We start from the raw sequence: 23,693 nt of genomic DNA, 5'->3' as shown, positions 1-23,693 counted from the left end.
GCGTGCACTCCGAATCTGTCGTACCCCCATGGCATTGTCGTGCGCATGCGGACCATGAGTGCGGCCGCGGCGCGTCGGACGGCGCTGGCCGCGCAGGGTTTCGGGCGGCGGAAACCGGCTGCGCCGACGCGGCGGACGATTCTCGACGTGCTCGGCAGAACCCAACTGCTGCAATTGGATTCGGTATCGGCGGTGGTGCGCGCGCACTATGCGCCGGTCTTCAGCCGGATCGGTGGTTACGACCGGTCGGTGCTGGACGAGGCCGCCTGGAGCAATGGTGTGCGCCGCCCGCGCAGACTGGTCGAATATTGGGCGCACGAGGCCGCGCTGATCCCGGTCGAGGATTGGCCGCTCATGCGCTGGCGGATGCGGAAATACGAACACGGGCGCTGGAGCGGTATGCGCCGGGTGACCGAACGCAACCCCACCCTGGGCAAGGACATTCTCGACATCATCACCGAGGTCGGCGCATCCACCGCCGGTGAGGTGGAACGTCATCTCGAGCTCGACAAGCCGCGCCCGAAGGGCTCGTGGTGGAATCTCAGCGATACCAAGATGATCTGCGAGGCGCTCTTCGCCGCAGGTGCGCTCTCGGTCGACAAGCGGGTGGGATTCGCCCGCCACTACGATCTGGCCGAGCGGGTGATTCCGCCGGAGATATTGGCGCGCAACGTATCCGAGACCGAGGCCGTGCGGGAATTGGTCCTGCGCGCGAGCACCGCACTCGGCGTCGCAACCGAGACCGACCTGCGCGACTATTACCGCCTGCACCGCTCCCAGACCGAACCGGCCATCGCGGAGCTGGTCGATGCCGGGGAGCTGGAACCGGTGGAGGTGTCGGGCTGGGGTAAACCCGCCTATCTGCGCGCCGGTGCCGCCACGCCGCGCCGGATCGAGGGTGCGGCCTTGCTATGCCCCTTCGATCCGCTCATTTTCTTCCGGAGCCGCACCGAGCGGATCTTCGACTTCCACTACCGGATCGAGATCTACACCCCGGAACCCAAACGGGTACACGGGTATTACGTATTCCCGTTCCTATTGAACGGACAACTGGTCGGACGTGTCGACCTGCGCGCCGAGCGCGCGTCGGGCAGGCTGCTGGTCCCGGGTGCATTCGCCGAGCCGGGCCACCGCACGCCGGAAACCACCGCGGCACTGAAGGACGCCCTGCGTGAAATGGCGGACTGGCTCGAACTGGACGAGGTGGTCATCGGCGAGCGCGGCGATCTTGCACCGCTACTGTCAACTTCTCGCTAACTTTCGAAGGTGGCCCTGTCGTGGTGCCGGCTCGCCTGCCTTCACATGTCGCGCTTGGGGCCGCCGTAACCGCGCATCTGGTCGCGCAGTGCACCGCTGACGGCATTCGAAAGCCAGGAGTTCAGGGAGACTCCGCTGGCGGCGGCGGCCTCCTCGGCCTTGGCCTTCAACTGCTCGACCATCCGCAGCGTGACCCGGCTGATGTCGCCGGTCATCTCCTCGATCGTCGGATGCTCGCTGTCCGCCGCTGGATTCTTTCGGACATCCACGGTGGCGTCGGTGCCATCCACCGAGACGTGAACTGTCCGGTCGCCGAGCTCGGTGCTGACTTCCGCGGCCAGGTCCGACAATGCGGCGAGCAACGCCAATCGTGCCGAACTCTCGGTGGCTGCGGCCAGGGCGGCCGCGGTGGCCTGGGTCTTTTCATCACCGAGTGCGGCAGCCGCGATCAGGTCCTCGCGTAGCCGGGCGGTGTATTTGTTCAAATCCATGACATCAGTGTGACGCCATTCGTGACGCCATTCAAGGATGGATTCGACATCATGATCGAATTCTGGGAGGTGAATCACTTGCCGTGGCAGCCCGTTCGGCTATGAGGGTGTCGAGGCTGTTGCCGCGAGCGGGTAACCTTTCTGACCATGACGAACGGTGAATCGACGCCTACACCGCGGTGTGAGCCTCAGGCCTGGAGGCGGCAGCATGCGTAACCACGGAGGGCCGGCGAGCACCGCAAATTCAGCGCGGCTGCGCGCGTCCGGCACAGTAGGTGTCGCGATGGTCACCCCCTTCGGTGCCGACGGCAAGCTGAATATCGATGCCGGCGTCGCGCTCGCTGCCCGCCTGGTCGACCGCGGCGTCGATTTGCTGGCGATTTCCGGTACCACCGGGGAATCGCCGACCACCACCGAATCGGAGAAGGCGGATCTGCTGCGCGCCGTCGTCGATGCCGTCGGTACGCGCGCGACCGTGATCGCGGGCGCGGGCACCTATGACACCGCGCATTCGATCGAACTCGCCCGCAATGCCCAACGTGCGGGCGCGCACGGCCTGCTCGTGGTGACGCCGTACTACTCCCGTCCCTCCCAGGACGGCCTGATCGCGCATTTCACCGCCGTCGCCGATGCCACCGACCTGCCGGTGACCCTCTACGATATTCCGCCGCGCTCGGTGGTGCCCATTGCCAGCGACACCATTCGCAGACTCGCCGAACATCCGCGCATTGTGGCGGTCAAGGATGCCAAGGGCGATCTGAACGCGGGTGCGGATCTCATCGCCAATACCGATCTGGCCTTCTACTCCGGTGACGATGCGCTGAATCTGCCGTGGCTGTCGGTCGGCGCGATCGGATTCATCAGTGTCATCGGACATCTCGTACCCGAGCGGCTGCGTGCCCTGCTCGATGCCTACACCGCCGGTGACGTGGTACGTGCCCGCGAGATCAATGCGGCCATGTTGCCGTTGAACGCCGCGATGTCGCGACTGGGCGGCGTCGCGATGAGCAAGGGCGGGCTCCGTCTGCTCGGTGTGGATGCCGGCGAACCGCGCCTGCCGCAATTGATGCCGACCACCGAACAACTCGATGCCCTCGCCGCCGACCTCCGGCTGGCAGGGGTGCTTTCATGAGGAGTGAGCGAATCAGAATCAACGCTTTGTCAGACATGATCGAACCGACCAGTAGTGAGGTGCAGTCATGACTGAAGCAGCAGGCCGTCGCCCCCGCCGGACCGCGAGCCGCCCCGCGGGCGCACCCGAACCAGCCGCACAACGGCCACCGACCAGCACCGAAAGGTCCGATCAGGCTGCGCAGTCCGACGTCGGTGACCTATCGCAGTCCGATACCGCGCCCGAACAGACCGCGCCGGAGCAGGCTCCCGCGAAAAAGGCCGCGCTGAAGGCCCCGGCCGAGCAAACCCGCCGACCGGCGCGTGGCCGTCAGTCGCGCGGACGCGGACGCGGTGAGCAACCCGTGGCGGCCCCCGTGGAGCGGCCAGCAGCCGATCGACTGGGTACCCCGCCGAAGCTGCCCAAGAACGGTCTGCGCGTATTCGCTCTCGGCGGCATCGGCGAAATCGGCCGCAATATGACCGTTTTCGAATACGGCGGCAAACTGCTCATCGTCGACTGCGGCGTGCTCTTCCCGGAGGACCAGCAGCCCGGCGTCGACCTGATCCTGCCCGACTTCCGGCCCATCGAGGACCGGATGGATGATGTCGAAGCCATCGTGCTCACCCACGGCCACGAGGATCACATCGGCGCGGTGCCGTTCCTGTTGCGCCTGCGCGCCGATATCCCGGTGGTCGGTTCGAAATTCACCCTCGCGCTGGTGGCCGCGAAATGCCGCGAGCACCGGCAGCGTCCCAAGCTCGTCGAGGTGATCGAGGGCCAGCACACCACGCACGGCCCGTTCGGGTGTGAGTACTTCGCGGTGAACCACTCGATTCCCGATGCGCTTGCCGTCGCCATCCGCACTCCCGCGGGTGTCGCGCTGCACACTGGCGATATCAAACTCGATCAGCTGCCCCTGGACGGTCGCCTCACCGACCTGGCCGGATTCTCCCGCCTCGGTGACGAGGGCGTCGATCTGTTCCTGGTGGACTCCACCAATGCCGAGGTGCCGGGTTTCGTCACGCCGGAACGCGAAATCGGCGGTGTACTGGATACGGTGATCGGCAAGGCCAGGCACCGGGTGATCGTCGCCTCGTTCGCCAGCCATGTGCATCGCATTCAGCAGGTGGTCGATGTCGCGCAGAAGTACGGGCGCCGCGTGTGCTTCGTCGGCCGCTCGATGGTGCGCAATATGGAGATCGCACAGGAACTGGGCTATCTGACGGTGCCCGACGGGGTGGTCGTCGATCTCGATGTCGCCGCGACCCTGCCGGGTGATCGGCTGGTGCTCATCTCGACCGGCTCGCAGGGCGAACCACTATCGGCGCTGTCACGGATGGCGCGCGGTGAACACCGCCAGATCAATATCCGCGCCGACGACCTCGTGGTGCTGGCCTCCTCGCTGATTCCGGGCAATGAGAATTCGGTATTCGCGGTGGTCAACGGTCTATCGCGACTCGGCGCCACGGTGATCACCCAGCAGAATGCGAAAGTGCACGTCTCCGGGCACGCGTCCGCGGGTGAATTGCTCTACCTGTACAACGCGGTGCGACCCACCAATGCGATGCCGGTGCACGGCGAGTGGCGGCATCTGCGCGCCAATGCGGCGCTGGCCGTGGCGACCGGTGTGGCCGAGGATCGAGTGGTGCTCGCCGAGGACGGCGTCGTGGTGGACCTGGTCGACGGGATCGCCTCGATCGTTGGGCGCGTGCCGGTCGGACATGTCTATGTCGACGGACTCTCGGTCGGCGATGTCGGTGAATCGACGCTCTCGGATCGGCTCGTCCTCGGTGAGGGCGGGTTCATCTCGATCACCCTCGCGGTCGATTCGACCACGGGTAAGGCGGTCAGCACGCCCGAGGTGAGTGGGCGCGGGTTCTCCGACGATCCGAGCGCACTCGTCGATGCCGCGGAACTCGTCGAGATCGAGCTGCTGCGACTGGCAGGTGAGGGTGTGACCGAGACCCATCGCATCGCGCAGAGTGTGCGGCGGGTGGTTGGTCGCTGGGTGGCCGAGACCTATCGCCGCCGCCCGATGATCGTGCCGACGGTCATCGGCGTCTGACACCTACCCGAACCGCCGGGTGCCATTGCTATCCGGCGGTTTTTCCGCATTACCGGGGTGCGTGCCAACTGTATTTTCTGGAAATACCGCCCCGATCTTCGGAGGTACCTCGGTGCACCTGTCGGATGCGGGACTGCCGCGCTGACTCAGCATCCGATATGTTCGGCAGATGAGCATGGCGCAACGGGAACGTCGGGCACTGGTGGATACGATGTCCGCGGTGGGGCCGGACGCGCCCACACTATGCGGCGGCTGGACGGTGCGAGATCTGGCCGCGCACTTGGTAGTTCGGGAACGCCGCCCGGACGCTTCCCCCGGCATCATGCTGAAACCGTTCGCCGGATATCTGGAGTCGGTGCAGACCAAGGCGGCGCGGCGGCCCTTTCCGGAACTGCTGGCGGATGTGCGCTCCGGTCCGCCGTGGTGGTCGCCGCTCAAACCGCTCGATGCCGTCGTCAATCTGACCGAAATGTTCGTCCATCACGAGGACGTGCGTCGCGGGGCACCCGGCTGGGAGCCGCGTGACCTGCCCGCCGCCGATGAGGACAAGCTGTGGTCGGGCCTGCGTCGCATGGGGCGGATGGCCTATCGCAAAGCGCCGGTCACCGTCGAATTGGCCACTCCCGACGGCAGGCGGGCCGTGGTGCATACGAAACCGGGAACGGCACAGGTGACGCTGACCGGCAAGCCCTCGGAACTGCTGCTGCACGCCTTCGGCCGCGATGAGGTCCGGATCGAAACCGCGGGTGATCCGGCCGATGTGCAGGCGGTGCTGCAGTTGGATCGGTCATTGTAATCCTGTTCGTGGCCGGGATTGCTCAGTCGACACGCCATACACGATGACTGATTCGCGACGACTGATTTCGTGTGCACATGGGTAACTCGTCGGGTACGCCCAAAAGCCCTCTAGCACTTCACATGCGGTCCGGTACGAGCTTGTCGAGGCACTTGCGGTCGGCGGAAGGTTCGGGGAGGCGGGACGGTTACCTGTGTGGTTGATGGTCTGGATGGGGCGTTTGCGACTAGCCTGAGTCCATGGCAGGTAAGTCCCGCAGCTCCACGACCACTCGTGCGCGGGCGGGATCGGCCCGGGGGAGGACCACGGCGGCATCTCGTTCGGGTCAGGCTCGCAGCACCGCTCAACGCCGCTCGCCCGCACCGCGCGGCCGCACCACACCGGTGCGCCGCCCGGTCCGTCGCAAGTCGAATACCGCACCGCTCGCGGTCATCAGTCGTGGCATCAGCAGCGGCTGGAATATGCTCGCGCGCGGTCTCGGTGCCACCACCAGGGCCGTGAGTCGGGCGGGTGAAATCGAACACGGCCATCGTCGCGATGGCGTCGCACTGGCCCTCATCGCCCTCAGCGCGGTGATCGCGGCCGCGGTATGGCTCTCGGCGGGCGGGCCGATCGGGCACTGGGTCGAGGAGGCGATTCGCGCTATCGCCGGATCAGCTTCGGCCGGACTGCCATTCGTGGCCACCGGAATCGCCATTGTCCTGATGCGAACCGAGGCACGTCCGGAGATCCGGCCGCGACTGGTACTCGGCGGATTGCTGATCGGGTTGCCGATCCTGGGTCTGTGGCATATCGCGGCGGGAGCACCGACCGATGCGCACGGGCGATCGCGCGCAGCGGGTTTCGTCGGATTCGTGGTCGGCGGACCGCTCACCAACGGCCTCACGGCCTGGCTTTCGGTGCCGATTCTGTTGCTGGCCATCGTTTTCGGTGTGCTCCTGGTAACCGGAACCACCGTGCGTGAGGTACCGCAGCGGTTGCGCGAGTATTTCGGCACCGGCAGCGGCGGCGACGAATACGGTGACTACGATGGCGAATCCGAATTCGATCCGGCCAATTACGATGCCGACGGGTTCCCGCTGCACCGCGGTACCAGGTCGAAGCGACGTGGTCGCACCCCCGAAGAGAACTACCCGCCCGACGAATTCGGCGGTTCCGATGCGGTCACCGAGATCATCGGCGAACCACCCCTGCGCGATGCGAAACCGATTGCGACAGAGGCGGCGCCCGAAGAGAAGCCGAAGCCGAGGAAGCGCGCCCCGAAGGTCGAGGACCAGACCCCACCGCCGCCCAAGCAGCTGGAGTTCATCGCCGATCGTGAGGTCGAGGGTGATTACACCCTCCCGCCGCTGACGCTGCTCACCGACGGCGAACCGCCCAAGAAGCGAAGTGCCGCCAATGAATCGATGATCGAAGCGATCACCGAGGTGCTGGTGCAGTTCAAAATCGACGCGGCGGTTACCGGTTTCGTGCGCGGCCCGACGGTCACGCGCTACGAGGTGGAACTCGGTCCGGGTGTAAAGGTCGAGAAAATCACCGCGCTCGCCCGCAATATCGCCTATGCCGTCGCCACCGAGAATGTTCGGCTGCTTGCCCCGATTCCGGGTAAGTCCGCCGTCGGTATCGAGGTGCCCAACTCCGATCGCGAACTGGTGCGCTTGGCCGATGTGCTCAAGGCGCCCTCGACCCGAAATGACCACCACCCGTTGGTGATCGGCCTCGGCAAGAATATCGAGGGCGATTTCGTCTCGGCGAATCTCGCGAAAATGCCGCATCTGCTGGTCGCGGGCTCGACCGGTTCCGGTAAGTCGAGCTTCGTGAACTCGATGCTGGTATCGCTGCTAGCACGCTCGACTCCGGACGAGATCCGGATGATCCTCATCGACCCCAAGATGGTGGAACTCACCCCGTACGAGGGCATTCCGCATCTCATCACCCCCATCATCACCCAGCCGAAGAAGGCCGCCGCCGCGCTCGCCTGGCTGGTCGAGGAGATGGAACAGCGCTACCAGGACATGCAGGCCAATAAGGTGCGCCATATCGACGACTTCAACAAGAAGGTCAAGTCGGGTGCCATTACCGCGCCGCTGGGCAGCGAACGGGTCTACCGGCCATATCCGTACATTCTCGCCATTGTCGACGAGCTCGCCGACCTCATGATGACCGCGCCGCGAGATGTCGAGGACGCGATTGTGCGCATCACCCAAAAGGCCCGCGCCGCCGGCATTCACTTGGTGCTCGCGACACAGCGCCCGTCGGTGGACGTGGTCACCGGTCTGATCAAGACCAATGTGCCGTCCCGGTTGGCCTTCGCCACTTCGTCATTGACGGATTCGCGAGTCATTCTGGATCAGCCGGGCGCGGAGAAGCTGATTGGTATGGGTGATGGACTGTTCCTGCCGATGGGCGCGAACAAGCCCACCCGACTGCAGGGGGCGTTCATCTCCGATGAGGAGATCCACGCGGTCGTCGACTTCACCAAGAACCAGGCCGAACCCGAATATCAGGAGGGCGTCACCGCCGCCAAGGCTGGTGAGAAGAAGGATGTCGACCCCGATATCGGCGACGATCTGGATGTGTTCCTCCAGGCCGTGGAACTGGTCGTCACTTCACAATTCGGCTCGACCTCCATGCTGCAGCGCAAGCTGCGCGTCGGGTTCGCCAAGGCCGGTCGCCTGATGGATCTGATGGAAACACGCGGAGTCGTCGGCCCCAGCGAGGGGTCGAAGGCACGCGATGTGCTCATCAAGCCCGATGAACTCGAGGGGCTGCTGTGGACGATCCGCGGCGGTGGGGACGCGGAGCCCGACAGCCCGGAGGACTGAAACCGCCTCGGCGGCAAATATTCTCACCGCCGGTGGGTGGGCGTTGTGTCGGTACAGTTGTGCCGCGTGATGATCTGCGGAATCAGAGTGTCGCACGATGGTGGGGTCGCGGTTATCGAGGACGACCGGCTGGTGTTCGGCGTCGAGTTGGAGAAGCTGGACAACAGCAGGCGGCACCGGACGCTGGGCGATCTCGATCAGGTCGCTGAGATATTGCGGTCGGAGGGATTGACGCCAGCTGATATCGACCGGTTCGTGGTGGACGGTTCTGCGCTGGAAACGGATTCGACCGAGCCCACGCGCGTTGCGACATTGGTCGGTGGCCGGCCCGTCGAACTCACGATCGCGCCGTATCAGGATCGACCCGGGCGCACCATACCGCTGGCGCGGCACCGCTTTCGCAGTCACGGATTCGGTTCCGCTGCGCAGGAGTACGTCAGCTATCACCATGTGGACCAGCACATCTTGGGCGGATATTGCACGAGTCCGTTCGCGACACGCGGGGAGGATGCGCTCGTCCTGGTTGGGGACGGTGGAGCTGTTGTGCGGCTCTACCATGTGGTCGTGGCGGCACGAAGGGTCCGTCCGGTCGCCGCTTTCCGGGATCGAGCGGAGCACTTGTCGTTGAGTTCGCTTGTGCGCGAGGATTCTTCATTGCCATCCAAGGTCGTGGTGACCGGGGAAAGCGCCCTTGATATCAAGTGGAACTCGCAGCTGCGCGGGATTTTCGAGGAGGTCTGGATTCCGCCGTTTCCCGACGACTCCGGCGCGGCTATCGGTGCCGCGTGCTGCGAGATGTTCCGGAAGGGGCGCAGTCCCGCGCTGCGGTGGGGTGTGTACTCCGGTCCACGAGTCAGGGTATGCGGGGTGCCGGACAACTGGCGCAGACAGCTCTGTGACGAGCGGGCAGTGGCGGAGTTACTGCACCGGAAGGGTGAGCCGGTAGTGGTGCTCTCGGGTCGCGCGGAGCTCGGACCGCGCGCCCTCGGCAACCGCAGCATCCTCGCGCCCGCAACGGATTCGGCAATGCGGGACCGCCTCAACGGCATCAAGCGCCGAGCCGCCGACCGGTCGGTGGCGGCAGTGTGCCTGGCGGAACGGGCGGCGGAGGTGTTCGGGCCCGGCGGCAGCGATCCGTACTTGACCTTCGAGCATCGCATCCACCCAGAGTGGGCCGACCGCGTTCCAGCCGTGCTGGTGGACGGTACCGCGCGGGTGCAGACGATCGATGCCGCGACAAAGAGCCCGACCGCCCGGATACTTGCGGCGTACGATGCCATCAGCGGCATACCGGTGTTGTGCAATACGAGCGCGAATTCCCAAGGGTGCGGATTCTTTCCGGATGTGGCCGCCGCGGCGCGCTGGGGTGGCACCCGCTATATCTGGTCGGAAGGGTATCTGTATACCGATCAGACACAGACTCGACAAACTACCCGCGAACATGGCTGGTTGCCGCGCGACTGGAGCCGGACAAGTGTGACGTGGTAGCTCATCGTGGAGTCGAACCACGCGGCAGGGCCTTATGAGAGCCCCGGGGCGACCTGCATGGGCCTTGGTCGGTCTGCGCTGGAGTGCCAGGATTCGTAAACAGGTGCTCCATCCGTTGAGCTACGAGCGCCGATCCACGCAAACCGCGCGGATTGGTTCCCTCGGCGAGATTCGAACTCGCATCAACCGGATTCTAAGTCCGGTGCCTCTGCCAATTGGGCTACGAGGGAATGGTTTTGGTGCCCATGGGAAGATCGAATAACCCACCTGCGCCGTCGGAGGACATTGCTAGCGACTGTTTGCAGGCCGCTCGAAAAGTCAGCTCTCGCCACTGAGCTACAGGCGCTCGAAACCGCTATGCAGCAGGGCTGTTCAAACACGTAATACGAAATGTCTACTGCCGTATCTTCACTATGAAGTTGTCAGCACGGATGGAGGGACTCGAACCCCCAGCCCACGACGTTGGAGATCGTTGCTCTTCCAGTTGAGCTACATCCGCTGGACAAGAAAAAGGGCCGCTCCGTGGCGAGTATTCCGCCTGGAGCGGCCCCTGTTCAGGCCTTCTCGAATCGAGACCTCAGGGGCGGCTCCGGATACTCGCCTGTCGCAGCTGCGACATCAACAGCCAGGTCCTGCGCAGCTGCGACATCGGCCGCCGGGTGCCGGAACGCAATTGCCAGGCACCGGCGAGGGAGCGTAGTCCCTGGTCCTGGATGCTGGCCATTGCCTTTGCCTTTCGTGGTTCCGATAACCGATCGATTACTGATTCTTTCGAGCGACCTGCAAGCAGTCGCTAGCGGTGCCGATAACGCTAACACCGAAAGACGCGATGAGGAACCCATTTATTCCGCGCCGGCGAGTTGTCGGCGAGCCTGCAGTGTGTAAGTCCGCGGAAGGCGTTCCGGATGCGCCCTGAGCCGCCACTCACCATTCGACTGCCGTGCCATCTGTCCGGGCAATGCCTCCCACGGAACGCTGCGGTGCTCCACCAGTCAGGTGATCGTCATGCTGTGATCGAGAAGTGCGGTCACCACATTACCGAGTCCGTGGTTCCACTGGTGCGTCACGATCTGCGTGAATTCCGTATCGGTCTCGACATAAGTCGTTCCAGACGAAAAGACCGTGGGCTCGGGCGTTTCGAAGTAGGGGTAGCCGACAGTCGGTCGGTCGGTGCGGGTTTCGTCCATGGCCCACAGCATCAGATGTCTTTCGCGCAGAAATAACCCGTCTGCCCGGCCGAAGTAGGCCAGCGACCGTTCGCGCCCAACGGTCCATGCTCGGAATCCAGCACAGCGCGCCGATTCCGGTGAAGACGTGTTCGTGAGGGTGACACCGCGGTCGCCGGACCCACATGTGATTATGGTCAGCAATTCCTCCGCTAGCTCGACAGATCGGACAAATCGGGCATGATTGCTGTTATGAGACGCCCTGCCGCCCCGGAGCCCGCATGCACGTAACCGCACTCGAGTGGACCCTGACGATCGCGGTGATCCTGGGTCTGTTCGTCTTCGATTTCTTCGCCCACGTCCGCACACCACATGATCCGAGCTTCACCGAATCCGGCATCTGGTCGGCGATCTACATCGGATTGGCCCTGGTATTCGGTGGTTTCGTCGCCGTGAAGTGGGGCTCGACCTTCGCGGGTGAGTACTACGCGGGCTTCGTCACCGAGAAAGCCCTCTCGGTCGACAACCTGTTCATCTTCGTCATCATCATGTCGAGCTTCGCCGTGCCACGGATCTACCAGCAGAAGGTGCTGCTGATCGGCATTGTGCTGGCGCTTGTCATGCGCGGGGTGTTCATTGCCGTCGGTGCGGCCGCGATCAGTGCGTTCAGTTGGGTGTTCTATCTGTTCGGCCTGTTCCTGGTCTACACGGCCGTGAAACTGTTGCGCGAGAGCGGGCACGAGATCGAGCAGGAGGAGAAGCGCGACAGTCGCATCGTGGCGCTGGCCAAGCGAGTGCTCCCGACCACCGATGAATACGACGGCGATAAACTGCTCACCCGGATCGACGGTCAGCGCGTGGTCACGCCATTGTTATTGGCGCTGTTGGCAATCGGCTTCGCGGATCTGCTGTTCGCGCTGGACTCCATCCCCGCGATCTACGGTCTGACCGAGCAGCCCTACATCGTGTTCACGGCGAATGCCTTCGCGCTCATGGGTTTACGGCAGTTGTATTTCCTCATCGGCGGCCTGCTGGACCGCTTGGTCTACCTGTCCTATGGCCTTTCGGCGATCCTCGCGTTCATCGGCGTCAAACTGGTGCTGCACGCATTGCACGAGAACACCCTGCCTTTCGTCAATGGTGGTCGGCACGTCCAGGTACCGGACATTTCCACGCCGCTCTCGCTGAGCGTGATCATCGGGATTCTGCTCATCGCGACCGTGGCGAGCCTGATCAAAACCCGTGGTGCGACCCGGTCCGCCGAGGGCCGGATCGGCGATTAGAAGACCCGGTTGTAGTCGGGCGCGATCTCGAAGCCGCGTCCGGTCGCGTCATTGCGGCAGGTCACCCCGACGCGTTGGGCCCGGCAGGTGAAGCCGTACACGCTCAGGCTCGACCCGACCGGCAGCACCGGCCCATCGGCGTCCGCGCTGGAGGTGGTACTGGAGGTGGTTGCGACGAAGAAGCCCCGGTTCACACAGAGATATCCGGCGCTCTCTCCGACGGCGAGGGCGGCCGCACTCGGGTCGCTGCTCCAGCAGGCCTGCATCGTCGGCGGGGTTGGTTGAGTGGTGCCCTGGCAGCCGACCGGTCGTTTCGGCTGTCCGAACGGCTCATCGAGGAAGCCGCAGGCGATGCCGCCGTCGGCTGTCCGGAAGTAGTAGCCGTCGGTGGCGCGATAGTTCGACTCGTCGACCAGACCCGGTCGTAGCAGGGGGCGATCCCCGGCAGCCAAGTTTGCCGTGTTGTCGAAATCGGTGGCCGTCGAGCAGGTGGTGAGTGCGAGGCCTGCGACCGACATCGACGCGAAGATCGCGACGGATATGCGCATACGGGGGAGTCTGCGTCGGCGGGCACGGATTCGCCCGCACCTGGCGCGGCGTGTCGCCGCAAGTTTGCTGACCGCCGAGTGTCGAGCGCTGACACGCGGCGGCCGGATCGATCAGGCAGCGAATGTGCCCATCACCGGCAGCCACTCGACTGCGCGCACGTCATCGATGAGATTCTCGCGGGCAAACGGATCCTGCGGCAGCAGTTCCTCGAGCGTCGCCTCGTCCGCGACCTGGAACAGCAGCAGGGCGCCGGATCCGTCCGGGTAGGGGCCGCTGGTCAGCAGTGAACCCGCATCGACCAGACCGTTGAGCCAGGCCCGATGTTCCGGGCGGACGGTGTCGCGCGCCTCGACGGTCGCGTCGGAATAGGTGTAGTGCACGGCGAAGATGGGCACGATCGATCCGTTCTTGTCAGAGGTTCAGCAGCATTCGAGTATTGCCGAGCGTGTTCGGTTTCACATAGCTGAGGTCGAGGAATTCGGCGACGCCGGGATCGAAGGTCCGGCACATCTCCGCGTACACCTCCGCGGTCACCGGTGTGCCGTCGATTTCCACGAACCCGTGCCTGCCGAAGAAGTCCACTTCGAAGGTGAGTACGAACAGCCGTCCCAGTTCGAGTTCCCTGGCCACCGCGACCAGCCGCTCCACGATGAGCCGTCCGACACCATGCCCCTTGACATCGGGATGCACCGCGACGGTGCGCACCTCGCCGAGATCGGCCCACAGCACATGCAGCGCGCCGCAGCCCACCACCCGGCCGTCGAGTTCGGCCACCCAGAATTCCTGCACCGCCTCATAGAGCGTGACCAGGTTCTTCTCCAGCAGAATCCGACCGGCGTATTCGTCGACGAGGGCCTTGATCTGGGGCACATCGGAGGTTCGGGCGCGTCGCACGACAGGAACGGATTTATTCGCGGCAGGTGCCGCGCCCGGATACGCGTCGCTAGTCGAACCACCTAATGGTCCCCGAGAGGTCATGGGGTGCACAGTAGTCGGCCCGGTTACCGATACTCTGAACGTGTGCCGCACATCCACCCGCTCCGCTCACCGCATCGCCTCGGCATGCGTCCGAGCCTCGTAGCGGCGGGTGTTGTCGGCTGCGCGGCCGGTCCGAGCGTCAGCGTGGCGGAGGCCGTGAGGGAGCGTAGCGAGCGAGCCATGTCACAGCCGTGCACGCACGCGCCGGAGCCGAGCGTCAGCGTGGCGGAGGCCGTGAGGGAGCGTAGCGAGCGAGCCATGTCACAGCCGTGCACGCACGCGCCGGAGCCGAGCGTCAGCGTGGCGGAGGCCGTGAGGGAGCGTAGCGAGCGAGCCATGTCACAGCCGTGCACGCACGCGCCGGAGCCGAGCGTCAGCGAGGCGGAGGCGTGAGCGTGCAGCCCGAAGAGATCGATCGACGCTGGGTCGAACCTGCGGTCCGTGCCGGATTCGCGCCCGCCCAGGCCGATCCGGTCGTCCCGCTGATGAATATCGCGAATGTGTTGACCATGCTGCGCATCGCGCTGGTTCCGCTGTTCGTGCTCGCGCTGTTCGTGAGCGGCGGTCATCAGACCGGCTGGCGGATCGCCGCCGCCGCTTTGTTCGGCATCGCCGCCATCACCGATCGCTTCGACGGGCAATTGGCGCGCAAATACGGTCTGGTCACCGATTTCGGCAAACTCGCCGATCCGATCGCGGATAAGGCGCTGATCGGTTCGGCCGTGATCGGACTTTCCATGCTCGGCGATCTGGCCTGGTGGATCACCCTGGTCATCTGCGGTCGTGAGATCGGGATCACGCTGCTGCGGTTGGTGGTGGTGCGGCGCGGGGTGATTCCGGCCGGACGCGGCGGCAAGTTGAAGACGCTTGTACAGTCCGTCGCGATCGCGGTTCTGCTGTTGCCGCTGCACGGCGGATTCGCCACCGCCGGTATGGCACTGATGTATGTGGCCGTCGCGCTGACGGTCATCACCGGCCTCGACTACGTGGGGCAGGCGGCTCGAGTGTGGCTCGCGGGAGGTCCGGGCCGGGCACGCGGCGCATGACCGATCCGCTGACAACCGGAGCGCCTGTCATCGAATTGGTGCGCGAACTCGGTGCCGTCCGGCAGACCGTCGCGACCGCGGAATCGTTGACCGCGGGCCTGCTCGCGGCGACTATCGCCGGGGTGCCCGGTGCGAGTGCGGTGCTGCGCGGCGGGCTGGTCGTCTACGCGACGGAACTCAAACACAGCCTCGCCGGTGTCAGTGCCGAAGTGCTCGCGACCGAAGGGCCGGTGGCCGCGAGCACCGCAGAAGAATTGGCAGTTGGTGCTCGGCTTCGCTGCGGTGCGGACTGGGGAATCGGATTGACCGGCGTCGCCGGACCCGAATCCCAGGGTGGGCATGCCGTCGGCACGGTCTTCCTCGGCTTGGCCGGGCCCGGCCATACCGAGGTCATGCGGCTGAAACTGGACGGTGACCGGTGGGCGATCCGAATCGGCGCTACGCACAGCGCGGTGCGGGAGTTGCGTCGTATCGTGGGAGGCGGCCGCTAGCGACTGCTTGCGGGTCGCTCGAAAGGGTCAGCTGGCCAGGTGCCTCGGCATCTGGTTTGGCACTGTGGGAACCAACCGGCCCCTGCTCGACGTTGTGCCAGAAAGGACGGCGTGCGCAGCGCTGGTAGGCGCCCGCGGACCCGGTTACTGGAAGCTAAGGAGAACGACATGACGCTGCTGCGAGAGGCGATCGGGGACAGTTTGCGGCGTGCTCGTCTCGCCCAGAGCCGGACCCTGCGTGAGGTCTCCACCTCGGCGCGCGTGAGCCTGGGATATCTGTCCGAGGTCGAGCGGGGCCGCAAAGAGGCCTCCAGCGAACTGCTCGCCGCCATCTGCGCGGCCCTGGATGTCCCGCTGTCGCGGGTGCTCTGGGATGTGAGCACGATCATGGCCGGTGCCGACGGCCTGCCTGCTGACGCGCCCGCCCAGACCGCCGACGCACCGGAGACGGAGCGGACCGCCGCGGCCGAACCCGCCGAGGCCGCGCCGGAGCCCGCGACCGCCACGATGTCGGTGGCCGGACCCCGGCCACAGATCGCCGAGGAGACCCGGATCGTCATTCCGGCGCCCAAGGCGGACATGCTGGTCTTGGTGAAAAGCAACTGATCGCTGGACGAGAGATGGCGTCCGCGGCCGACGCTGCGAACCTGTGCCGAAAGCGGATAGATTCTGTACTAGGCGTCGATAGGGCCGGGTTCGCCCGGCCCTGGTGCCACATGGTGGAGGATAGGCACATATCGGGTGCGTGACGGTCGCGCACTAGAGTCGCGGTAAAGCGCGGCGCATCTTATGGAGGCGGGATCAATCGATGGCTAATCCGTTCGTCAAGGCCTGGAAATACCTGATGGCCCTCTTCGATTCGAAGATCGAAGAGCATGCGGATCCGAAGGTCCAGATTCAGCAGGCTATCGAGGAAGCTCAGCGCCAGCATCAGGCCCTCTCGCAGCAGGCCGCATCGGTTATCGGCAACCAGCGTCAGCTGGAGATGAAGCTGAACCGTCAGCTCGACGATGTCGAGAAGCTCAATGCCAATACGCGCCAGGCCGTCATGCTGGCCGATCAGGCCGCCGCGGCGGGCGATACCGAGAAGGCGATCCAGTACACCAACGCCGCCGAGGCATTCGCCGCGCAGTTGGTCACCGCCGAGCAGGCCGTCGAGGATCTCAAGGTATTGCACGACCAGTCGCTGCAGGCGGCCGCGCAGGCCAAGAAGGCGGTCGAGCAGAACGCGATGCTGTTGCAGCAGAAGGTCGCCGAGCGCACCAAGCTGCTCAGCCAGCTGGAGCAGGCCAAGATGCAGGAGCAGGTCTCGGCATCGCTGCAGCGGATGGATTCGACGCTGTCCGCGCCAGGTACCACGCCGAGCCTGGATGCCGTGCGCGAGAAGATCGAGCGCCGCTATGCCAATGCGCTGGGTGCCGCCGAACTCGCCGGCAATTCGGTGCAGGGCCGGATGCTCGAGGTGCAGCAGGCCAGCGTCCAGATGGCCGGACACAGCAAGCTGGAGCAGATCCGTGCCTCGATGCGCGGCGACGCGCTGCCCGCCGGTGGCGCGACCGCTATCAATCCGGCCGCGGCGCAGGCGAATCCGGCGCAACCGCAGATGAACAAGGGGCAGACCGCGCAGCAGTAGGCGCGTAGTTCGAAATAAATACAGTTCGGCGAGGACTGGTTCGGTGGAAGACAAGGCACGGGTACCTGGCGGGTCGGCCGTCGGTCATGCTCAGGCCCTGCCTGTCCGGCCACCGCGGGTCGCGCCGAGTGCTTGCCCTGAAGGAGACCGATGAGCCCGCAGGGATCTCGCGAACGTCGTCGTCGCGGTGCCGCGCTCGTGCGCGCACAGGCGGTGCTCGCACCTCAGCCGGGGAGTCTGCCCGACAGCCTGCGCGAGGTCGGCGAACATGCACTGGTGGCGGTGCGGCGCTGGGCGGATCCGCGCGAGCGGGAATTGCGTAAGCGCCGCCGGATCCGCCGCCGCAGTTTCCAACTCGGCACGGTCGGCGGTCTCACTACTGCGGGAACCGTTGGGCTGGTGGTGATTTCGGCACCGGTATGGGCTGTGGTGGTGGTTGGCGGGGGAGCGGTGGCGCTGGTCACCGGAACCGCGCTGAGCGCCCGCCGCTACCTTCGATTACGCAGCGCCCCGCTGCCGCAGGCTGCCTTCATACCGCGCAAGCAGCCACCCCCGTGGTCCTCTGCGCGCGGACCGATTTCTCGCTTGGTTCGGGCAGAAAAGGCGCTACACGGCCTCGGTACGCAGATCGCCCGCTCGAACCGATTGCCCGAGGATGAACTCGCCGACATGATCGAAACCGCGGGCTCGGGCGCGGCCGCGCTGCATGCGCTGGCCGCCAATATCACCGCGATGGAACAAGCACTCGGCGCCATGGGGCGTTCGAAATCCGTCGCCGCCGTTGGCCTCACCGAGAATATGCAATTCGCCCTCGGCCGCCTCGATAGCGGGGTCGCCGAATACGAACAGGTGGTCGCCGCGGCGGGGCGGATTCTCGCGGTTCCCGAAAGTGCCGTGCTGCAGCACAACTTCGACACCATCGTCGCCGACCTGCGCGATGCGGCCGATCGGCTCGACGGGTGGGCACAGGCACTTACCGAGATCGCGGATCAGCACGCCCCCACTTCCCTTCCTCCGCAGGCGATCTAGCGAGCGAGGGGCGGGACGATACTGCCTCTGCCGTATTCGCCGGGGCGGGGAGGTAGTGCTTCTGCCGTATTTACCTGGGCGGGGCGATAAGTGCTTCTGCGGTAGCTACCTGGCGGGGAGGTAGTGCTTCTGCGGTAGTTACCTGGGCTGGGTGAGATTGTCTCCTGCGACAGTTGCCGAGGCGAGGGCGGGTGATGGTACTTCTGCCGCAGCGCAGCTGGTCAGATGATCATTATCGACGGAGAGTCAGACTGCATGGCCCGGCTGCGGCTGCACTTCGCCGCCAACCTGGCGCTACTCGCCGAATATCCGCGACCGCTGCGGGCGCTGTCCATCATCGGATGCTCGTCACCCTGCTCGCCGCGCATCCCTGTATGGGCAGAGCCGCCGGGACACTAAACGCGGGTGGTGGTGCGAGGCACCGCCGAAGCCTCGGCTGACCACGTGCGATGGGAGTGTCGAGGTGTTCTGCTGTCCGAGCCCCGATAGACCGACATGCAACCGATGGTTGCGTGATTGTGGATGGTGGGCTAGCGTGATGTGCAACCAATCATTGCGTATGGAGGGAAGAGTATGGAGTACGGCAGCATCGAACGCGAGATTCACGTCGACGCCTCACCAGAGGTGGTCTTCGAGGTGGTCAGCAGCCCGGAACACATCTCCGAATGGTGGTCCGACGCGGCCGATTTCCAGGTAACTCCCGGCGCGGTCGGTGAGCTCGTCTTCGGCGACCGGGAACATGTCGCCCCGATAACCGTGCTGACCGTCGAGCGGCCCCGGCTGTTCTCGTTCCGCTGGTGCTATCCGGAGGGGTCCACCGACCTCGCCGACTCGCTGTTGGTCACCTTCGAGCTCACCCCGTCGGGCGCGGGCACCAGGATTCGGCTCACCGAGACCGGGTTCCGCGAGATGGGCTGGGAGGCTGCGAAATTGGAAGAGACCTATCAAGACCACGCCTCCGGTTGGGACAGGTTCGTTCCGCAGCTCGGCGAGTACATCGCGCGACTGGTGTCGACCCCGTGACCACCACCGTCGACGACGACCTGTGGTCCGCGGTCGGGGATCCGACCCGTCGGCGGATGCTCGACCTGCTTCTGGCGGCCGGGGATGGCACGGCCACCAGCCTCAGTGAGCAGCTGCCCGTGACACGGCAGGCCATCGCGAAACATCTGGGCGTGCTCGACCGAGTCGGTCTAGTACACGCCACCCCCGCGGGGCGGGAACGGAGGTATCGGGTGGATGAGGCGCAACTTGCCCGCGCGGTCGCGCAGTTGTCCTCCGTCGGGGCGGCATGGGATGCCCGGCTGCGGCGCATCAAGCGGATCGCCGAGGCGATTCAGCGCACACAAGATCAGCAGAAGTGAAAATCCAACACTGGAAAGAGGATTCGAAAATGGTGGATATCCTGCATCGAGTCGCAATCAAAGCGTCGACGGCCGAGGTTTATACGGCCCTGACAACTGTCGAGGGGCTCGCCGGTTGGTGGGCGACCAAAACCCAGGGCAAAGCCAATGACATCGGCGGCGTTCTCCAATTCCGTTTCGACGCCGGCGGATTCGATATGAAGGTCCTCGAGCTCGACCCGGGCAAGCGCGTGCGCTGGGAGGTCGTCGAGGGCCCGGAAGAATGGGTCGGCACCCACGTCGACTGGAACCTCGACCAGGTCGACGACTACGCCGTCGTGCTCTTCAAGCACGAAGGCTGGCAGGAGCCGGTGGAATTCATGCACCACTGCAGCACCAAGTGGGCGGTTTTCCTGTTGAGCCTGAAGTCGTTGCTGGAGACCGGAAAAGGTGCGCCTGATCCGCATGATGTGAAGATCGACAATTGGAACTGACCCAGTAGAGCCCAACTAGCGATCTGGTCCCCGTATCTCCGCAGCAGCCCCGGTCGCGACAAGCGCCCTCGGACTGCGTCGGGGCTGGTCGAGCAAGTGATCCAGCTGTTTGTCTGGTCCAGCGACAGTGCGTCAGTCCTTGGCTGACTCGGTGCACTATCGGGGCGGATGGACGACGCCGACGAAGCCGGCGGGGCTGCTGTAGGTGTGCTGGCGGACCGCATCGCCGGAGTTGCCTTCGATAGTGGTGATGGTGTTGCCGTTGCGGGCTACGACGAGTCCGATGTGTTTCTGGCCGGGGAAGACGATGAGGTCGCCGGGGCGGGCGGTGGTTGCGTTCGCGGCGAGGCCCATGCGTTGGGCATCGGACCAGACGGTGGGGACGTAGTTTTTGCCGGTCCAATTGACGTGGATGCCGGCTTGTTGCCACACCCAGGTGGCGAACGCTGCGCACCACGGTCCGTCGATGTTGTAGGGCCGGTTCACGTGGTTGTTGCCGCTGTTTTCGTGGACGCCGAGTCTGAGTTCTCGCTGGGCAATGCTGAGAATGTTGTCGAGACGCGAGGATTGGCCGTGCGTGCCGTTTTGTCGTGTTGGCATACCGGCCAGGGCACTCAGGTATTGGTTGGTGAGTTGTTGGATGGTTTGGGTGGTCACGGTGGAGTGCGCTCCACTTGCGTGGACGATGGTGCGGGAACGTCGCAGGGCGGTGTCCAAGATCTTCTCGACTTGGTGATAGCCGTCGCGCGTGAATGCGGCCGGGCCCAGTTCGGCCAGTGCGACATCGACTTCCCGGAGTATCCGGAGGAGGGTTTTACGGTCTACGTTGTTCGGGCCTGCGAGTTGGCGGATGCATGCGGCGAGTTCGTTGTCGATTGTGTTGAATGCCTGTGCGAGATGCCGGTGGTATAGCTGGCGGAGTCGGTATGCTTTCGCAGTTTCTCCGGCTCCGACTCGGCCGCTGGAATCGGCGCCGAGTTGGCTGTGAGGAGCGCCGTCGTCTCCGGGCCCGTACATCGCCGCCAGTTGCCGCAGGGTTTGTAACGCTTCCTGGGTGTTCGGAGCTGTCGTGGGTGCGCTGCCGGAGGGTGTGGCCTGTGGCGCTGTCGTTTTGGGGCTGGCCAGCGCGGCCAGTGCGGATGCGACGGCCGGGAGGATCGCTTCGACCATTTTGGTGGGAAGCGAAGGGTCTGTTGTCGCCTCGTGATGTTGCTCGGATCTGTTTCGTGGGGCGGGGCGAGAGGGTGAGGCGGTGGCTTGGGGTGAGCCGGGTGTCCTGGCGGGGTGACCGATGGTAGGCGGCGCTGGTGTGCTCGGTGGCGACGGGGGCATGCCCGGTGTGGGGGATGCGGGTGATGGACCGGCGGATGCGGGGGCGGGACCCGCTGGTGAGGTCGGTAGTCCGGGTTCTGGGCGGCTCGGTTGGCCAGGTTGCCATGGGACCGTCAGCAGTGGGCGGCCATTGCGTGATGGCGTGCGTTGGTCTGGGGGTGTGGTCGTCTCTGTCGTCGTCTCGGCGCCGTCTGTCTCATCGGGTACATCGGCAGCGGAGAACGGTACTTCCTCGGCGCTGGTCACGGTTTCGACTGCCTCTTTCTCGCGGTGGCCGACGCCGCTGTCCTGGTCATCACCCCTTTGCTGTGGGGTTGTGGCGGGCGATGTCGCGCGCAGGCCGGTGTCGGGTGCACCCAGACTAGTGCAATAAAATTTGCCCTTCAATTGTCAATTGCATGTTGGGTTGCATCACGTCCCGGATTGTGCTGCTGTCGTGCAGGGTCGTGCAGATGCTCGTGGTCTCGTCGTGCGGTGGGTGAACGATGGTGGACCCAGACGCTCCAGTCGACGGGTCCCGTCATGGGCACCGGCAGTGGTAGTTCGAGTGTGTGTTGTCCTGTTCGAGAAGGTGGCCGGATCGAGCGGATTGAAGTGTCAGGTGCCAGTGGGCGCTGAACGGTGTCGGTTGCCTCGGCTCGGGTGCGGCGCCCGGTGGCGAGATGTTTCGCGCCACGCGTGGTACGAAACCTGCGTTGGGTCATGCATATAGGACGAGACCGCAGTCAGCGGTTACGGCCACGACCGTCCGACCGAGCAGTCGAGGCATACGCACCCCACCCATACTCACTAGGAAAAATTATCGTTCAACTACTAATGCTGTGCGGTTTAGAATCACCCAATACCTGTCGTTCATACCCCAGTTGCCGCCATGCGTGGAGTACGCATCGTAGCCTCTGATGGCAGCGAACCTACCTAAGTCCGAGTAGACATACCATGCGTCGACTAGCTCTTGAATGCGTGCAGCGATCTCTGGTGTCTGCTCCATCTCTTCCAGCCGCCGCCGCTCGTTGGTGATGGATCGGATTGCAGCTTCTTGCTCGTGGTACAAGGGTGTGATGTCAGAGACTCGTGCATCAGGTAGCAGCGCCATTCGAACGACGCCTTCAGGATTTCCTTCAGCGTAGTCCAGCGCCGATTCTCGCACGGTTGTCACATAAGTTCCGTTTCCTGTGATCACTCCTGGGGCTGATAAACCCGGAAAGTAGGGTCCCGTCCTGAATTCCGATGCGTATCTAGGGTCTGTGACGCCACGAAAGAACTCACGGCCGCCTGCGGCAATGACCTCGTCCACGCCCCTGGAATCGGTGAGCGCTGGAAGTCCATCGAAACCCTGAAGGCGGTAGATCTCGCCCAGCGCCGGATCGCTGATGTCGCGGATGGAAGTACGCATCTTACTGCGAATGAATCCGAAGTCCAGATCATCGTGCAGATTACGGCCTAATGCGACATTTACGGTTGGCAACTGCGGCAGCATGTCATGTTCATCCGCCGGCGATCGTTCGGGCGACGGACCTGCTTCTCCGTCGAGTCCATGCGGCGGCGAGACCTGTTCGTCGGGGTGGTGCGCGGTCTTCTCGCCGGGCGGTAGTTGCGGCTTGACCGGTGTCTCGTCGGCTGCAGGCGTGGATCCGCGGTCAAGCGCTGCGAGGATCTCGCTGGACAACGGCGGTGCTTCCAATCCGTACCGCTGAAACGAGAAGTCGCGTACCGCCATCAGTTCGTCGAACGACATGTTCGGCTGTAGCGCTTCGAAGAATTCGTCGAACGGCATGTCGGGACGCATAACCCGATGCACTCTTCCGAGTGATATTTCGAACGGTGACAGTTTTCTGAACTGTTCGAGCGGTAGATCGGGAGCCAATGCCTGGTGGAGCTCCTCGAACGACATTGCCGGACGTATGGCGTGAAACGATTCCTCGAACGTTTGCAAGCCCTGATTCAATTCCTCGAGCGTACGCGGGCGGTCGAATACTTCCGGGAACCTCTCCACAGCACGATCGAGTATATCCGCATCCGGATGCCCGGCGAACGGTGATTCGCCCTGCGGATTGCCAACAGCAGGCGGGACCTCTTCGGTGTGTGGCGGAGGATGGTGGGGGTTGACCGGAATTGGTCGGTCCTCGGGTGGTGGAGTTGTATTTTCGGGTTTGGGCCAGACTTGTTTGTCGGTGGGGAGTGATGGTTTGGCTGGTTCTGGTGTGCTTGGCGGGGTGGGTTCGGGTTTGGGCCAGACTTGTTTGTCGGTGGGGAGTGATGGTTTGGCTGGTTCTGGTGTGCTTGGCGGGGTGGGTTCGGGTTTGGGCCAGACTT

21 protein-coding genes, 3 tRNA genes and 1 pseudogene are annotated in these 23,693 nt (G+C 64.5%); 15 read left to right on the top strand and 10 right to left on the bottom strand.

Annotated features, from left to right (window positions below):
- The first annotated feature begins 45 nt into the window (after positions 1-45).
- A complete protein-coding gene (locus tag ACIBG0_RS13055) occupies positions 46-1,257 on the top strand; it encodes a winged helix-turn-helix domain-containing protein (RefSeq protein ID WP_397032114.1) in 1,212 nt (403 codons plus the stop codon).
- A 41-nt stretch (positions 1,258-1,298) separates the two neighbouring features.
- Here ACIBG0_RS13055 and ACIBG0_RS13050 read toward each other — a convergent pair whose 3' ends face one another.
- Positions 1,299-1,748 carry a toxin-antitoxin system HicB family antitoxin gene (locus ACIBG0_RS13050; RefSeq protein ID WP_397032112.1) on the bottom strand — a complete coding sequence of 150 codons (450 nt, stop codon included), beginning with the start codon at positions 1,746-1,748 and terminating at the stop codon, positions 1,299-1,301.
- Positions 1,749-1,956: 208 nt separating this feature from the next.
- On the opposite strand from ACIBG0_RS13050, the gene dapA reads away from it, so the two are divergent.
- The 5 genes from dapA to ACIBG0_RS13025 all read left to right on the top strand — a co-directional run bounded on the left by dapA (position 1,957) and on the right by ACIBG0_RS13025 (position 10,036).
- Entirely contained in the window at positions 1,957-2,880 is a 924-nt protein-coding gene (gene dapA / locus ACIBG0_RS13045) for a 4-hydroxy-tetrahydrodipicolinate synthase (RefSeq protein ID WP_397032110.1), read from the top strand.
- Between the two features lie 67 nt (positions 2,881-2,947).
- Positions 2,948-4,927, top strand: a complete 1,980-nt coding sequence (locus ACIBG0_RS13040) for a ribonuclease J (RefSeq protein ID WP_397032108.1) — start codon at positions 2,948-2,950, stop codon at positions 4,925-4,927.
- Positions 4,928-5,096: 169 nt separating this feature from the next.
- On the top strand, positions 5,097-5,723 hold the full coding sequence (locus ACIBG0_RS13035; protein ID WP_397032106.1) for a TIGR03085 family metal-binding protein: 627 nt from the start codon (positions 5,097-5,099) through the stop codon (positions 5,721-5,723).
- Positions 5,724-5,962: 239 nt separating this feature from the next.
- Positions 5,963-8,548: a DNA translocase FtsK gene (locus tag ACIBG0_RS13030; protein ID WP_397032104.1), complete on the top strand. Its 2,586-nt coding sequence runs from the start codon at positions 5,963-5,965 to the stop codon at positions 8,546-8,548.
- Between the two features lie 69 nt (positions 8,549-8,617).
- On the top strand, positions 8,618-10,036 hold the full coding sequence (locus tag ACIBG0_RS13025; protein ID WP_397032665.1) for a carbamoyltransferase N-terminal domain-containing protein: 1,419 nt from the start codon (positions 8,618-8,620) through the stop codon (positions 10,034-10,036).
- On the opposite strand, the gene ACIBG0_RS13020 is transcribed toward ACIBG0_RS13025, so the two are convergent.
- From ACIBG0_RS13020 to ACIBG0_RS13005, 4 genes are all read right to left on the bottom strand, one after another.
- Positions 10,031-10,165: transfer RNA gene (locus ACIBG0_RS13020), tRNA-OTHER, on the bottom strand. The two genes, ACIBG0_RS13025 and ACIBG0_RS13020, sit on opposite strands and share 6 nt — an antisense overlap.
- A gap of 24 nt (positions 10,166-10,189) precedes the next feature.
- Positions 10,190-10,266 (bottom strand) — tRNA-Leu (locus tag ACIBG0_RS13015).
- A 196-nt stretch (positions 10,267-10,462) separates the two neighbouring features.
- A tRNA-Trp gene (locus ACIBG0_RS13010) sits at positions 10,463-10,535 on the bottom strand.
- Between the two features lie 493 nt (positions 10,536-11,028).
- On the bottom strand, positions 11,029-11,223 hold the full coding sequence (locus ACIBG0_RS13005) for a hypothetical protein (RefSeq protein ID WP_397032103.1): 195 nt from the start codon (positions 11,221-11,223) through the stop codon (positions 11,029-11,031).
- 260 nt (positions 11,224-11,483) lie between these two features.
- Between ACIBG0_RS13005 and ACIBG0_RS13000 the strand changes: the two genes are divergently transcribed.
- Positions 11,484-12,485, top strand: coding sequence for a TerC family protein (locus ACIBG0_RS13000; protein WP_397032102.1), 1,002 nt, complete (start codon positions 11,484-11,486; stop codon positions 12,483-12,485).
- On the opposite strand, the gene ACIBG0_RS12995 is transcribed toward ACIBG0_RS13000, so the two are convergent.
- The 3 genes from ACIBG0_RS12995 to ACIBG0_RS12985 form a co-directional block, all read right to left on the bottom strand.
- Entirely contained in the window at positions 12,482-13,033 is a 552-nt protein-coding gene (locus ACIBG0_RS12995; RefSeq protein WP_397032101.1) for a hypothetical protein, read from the bottom strand. The genes ACIBG0_RS13000 and ACIBG0_RS12995 overlap by 4 nt on opposite strands.
- 111 nt (positions 13,034-13,144) lie before the next feature.
- On the bottom strand, positions 13,145-13,429 hold the full coding sequence (locus ACIBG0_RS12990) for a YciI family protein (protein WP_397032099.1): 285 nt from the start codon (positions 13,427-13,429) through the stop codon (positions 13,145-13,147).
- Between the two features lie 16 nt (positions 13,430-13,445).
- Positions 13,446-14,012, bottom strand: a complete 567-nt coding sequence (locus tag ACIBG0_RS12985; RefSeq protein ID WP_397032097.1) for an amino-acid N-acetyltransferase — start codon at positions 14,010-14,012, stop codon at positions 13,446-13,448.
- A gap of 389 nt (positions 14,013-14,401) precedes the next feature.
- On the opposite strand from ACIBG0_RS12985, the gene pgsA reads away from it, so the two are divergent.
- The 8 genes from pgsA to ACIBG0_RS12945 all read left to right on the top strand — a co-directional run bounded on the left by pgsA (position 14,402) and on the right by ACIBG0_RS12945 (position 20,048).
- Positions 14,402-15,058 (top strand): CDP-diacylglycerol--glycerol-3-phosphate 3-phosphatidyltransferase, encoded by a 657-nt coding sequence (pgsA, locus tag ACIBG0_RS12980; RefSeq protein ID WP_397032096.1) that lies wholly within the window; start codon positions 14,402-14,404, stop codon positions 15,056-15,058.
- Positions 15,055-15,549 (top strand): CinA family protein, encoded by a 495-nt coding sequence (locus tag ACIBG0_RS12975; RefSeq protein WP_397032094.1) that lies wholly within the window; start codon positions 15,055-15,057, stop codon positions 15,547-15,549. The genes pgsA and ACIBG0_RS12975 overlap by 4 nt, the downstream gene beginning before the upstream one ends.
- Before the next feature lie 168 nt (positions 15,550-15,717).
- Positions 15,718-16,155: a helix-turn-helix domain-containing protein gene (locus tag ACIBG0_RS12970; RefSeq protein WP_397032092.1), complete on the top strand. Its 438-nt coding sequence runs from the start codon at positions 15,718-15,720 to the stop codon at positions 16,153-16,155.
- Between the two features lie 202 nt (positions 16,156-16,357).
- Positions 16,358-17,182 carry a PspA/IM30 family protein gene (locus ACIBG0_RS12965; protein WP_397032090.1) on the top strand — a complete coding sequence of 275 codons (825 nt, stop codon included), beginning with the start codon at positions 16,358-16,360 and terminating at the stop codon, positions 17,180-17,182.
- Between the two features lie 150 nt (positions 17,183-17,332).
- Positions 17,333-18,211 (top strand): hypothetical protein, encoded by an 879-nt coding sequence (locus ACIBG0_RS12960; RefSeq protein ID WP_397032088.1) that lies wholly within the window; start codon positions 17,333-17,335, stop codon positions 18,209-18,211.
- Between the two features lie 573 nt (positions 18,212-18,784).
- Positions 18,785-19,234 carry an SRPBCC family protein gene (locus tag ACIBG0_RS12955; RefSeq protein WP_397032086.1) on the top strand — a complete coding sequence of 150 codons (450 nt, stop codon included), beginning with the start codon at positions 18,785-18,787 and terminating at the stop codon, positions 19,232-19,234.
- Complete coding sequence (locus ACIBG0_RS12950; RefSeq protein WP_397032084.1) at positions 19,231-19,575, top strand: ArsR/SmtB family transcription factor; 345 nt, start codon at positions 19,231-19,233, stop codon at positions 19,573-19,575. The genes ACIBG0_RS12955 and ACIBG0_RS12950 overlap by 4 nt, the downstream gene beginning before the upstream one ends.
- 29 nt (positions 19,576-19,604) lie before the next feature.
- On the top strand, positions 19,605-20,048 hold the full coding sequence (locus tag ACIBG0_RS12945) for an SRPBCC domain-containing protein (protein ID WP_397032082.1): 444 nt from the start codon (positions 19,605-19,607) through the stop codon (positions 20,046-20,048).
- A 156-nt stretch (positions 20,049-20,204) separates the two neighbouring features.
- Here the strand turns inward: ACIBG0_RS12945 and ACIBG0_RS12940 are convergent, their stop codons facing one another.
- Entirely contained in the window at positions 20,205-21,218 is a 1,014-nt protein-coding gene (locus ACIBG0_RS12940; protein ID WP_397032081.1) for a DUF4226 domain-containing protein, read from the bottom strand.
- Positions 21,219-22,179: 961 nt separating this feature from the next.
- A pseudogene (locus tag ACIBG0_RS12935) lies at positions 22,180-23,693 on the bottom strand (hypothetical protein); the annotation flags it as partial.

This window comes from Nocardia sp. NPDC050630, assembly GCF_044457245.1.
Taxonomy (GTDB): domain Bacteria; phylum Actinomycetota; class Actinomycetes; order Mycobacteriales; family Mycobacteriaceae; genus Nocardia.
The sequence above is the reverse complement of the archived record's forward strand: the minus strand, read 5'-3'. Positions and strand labels throughout refer to the sequence as shown.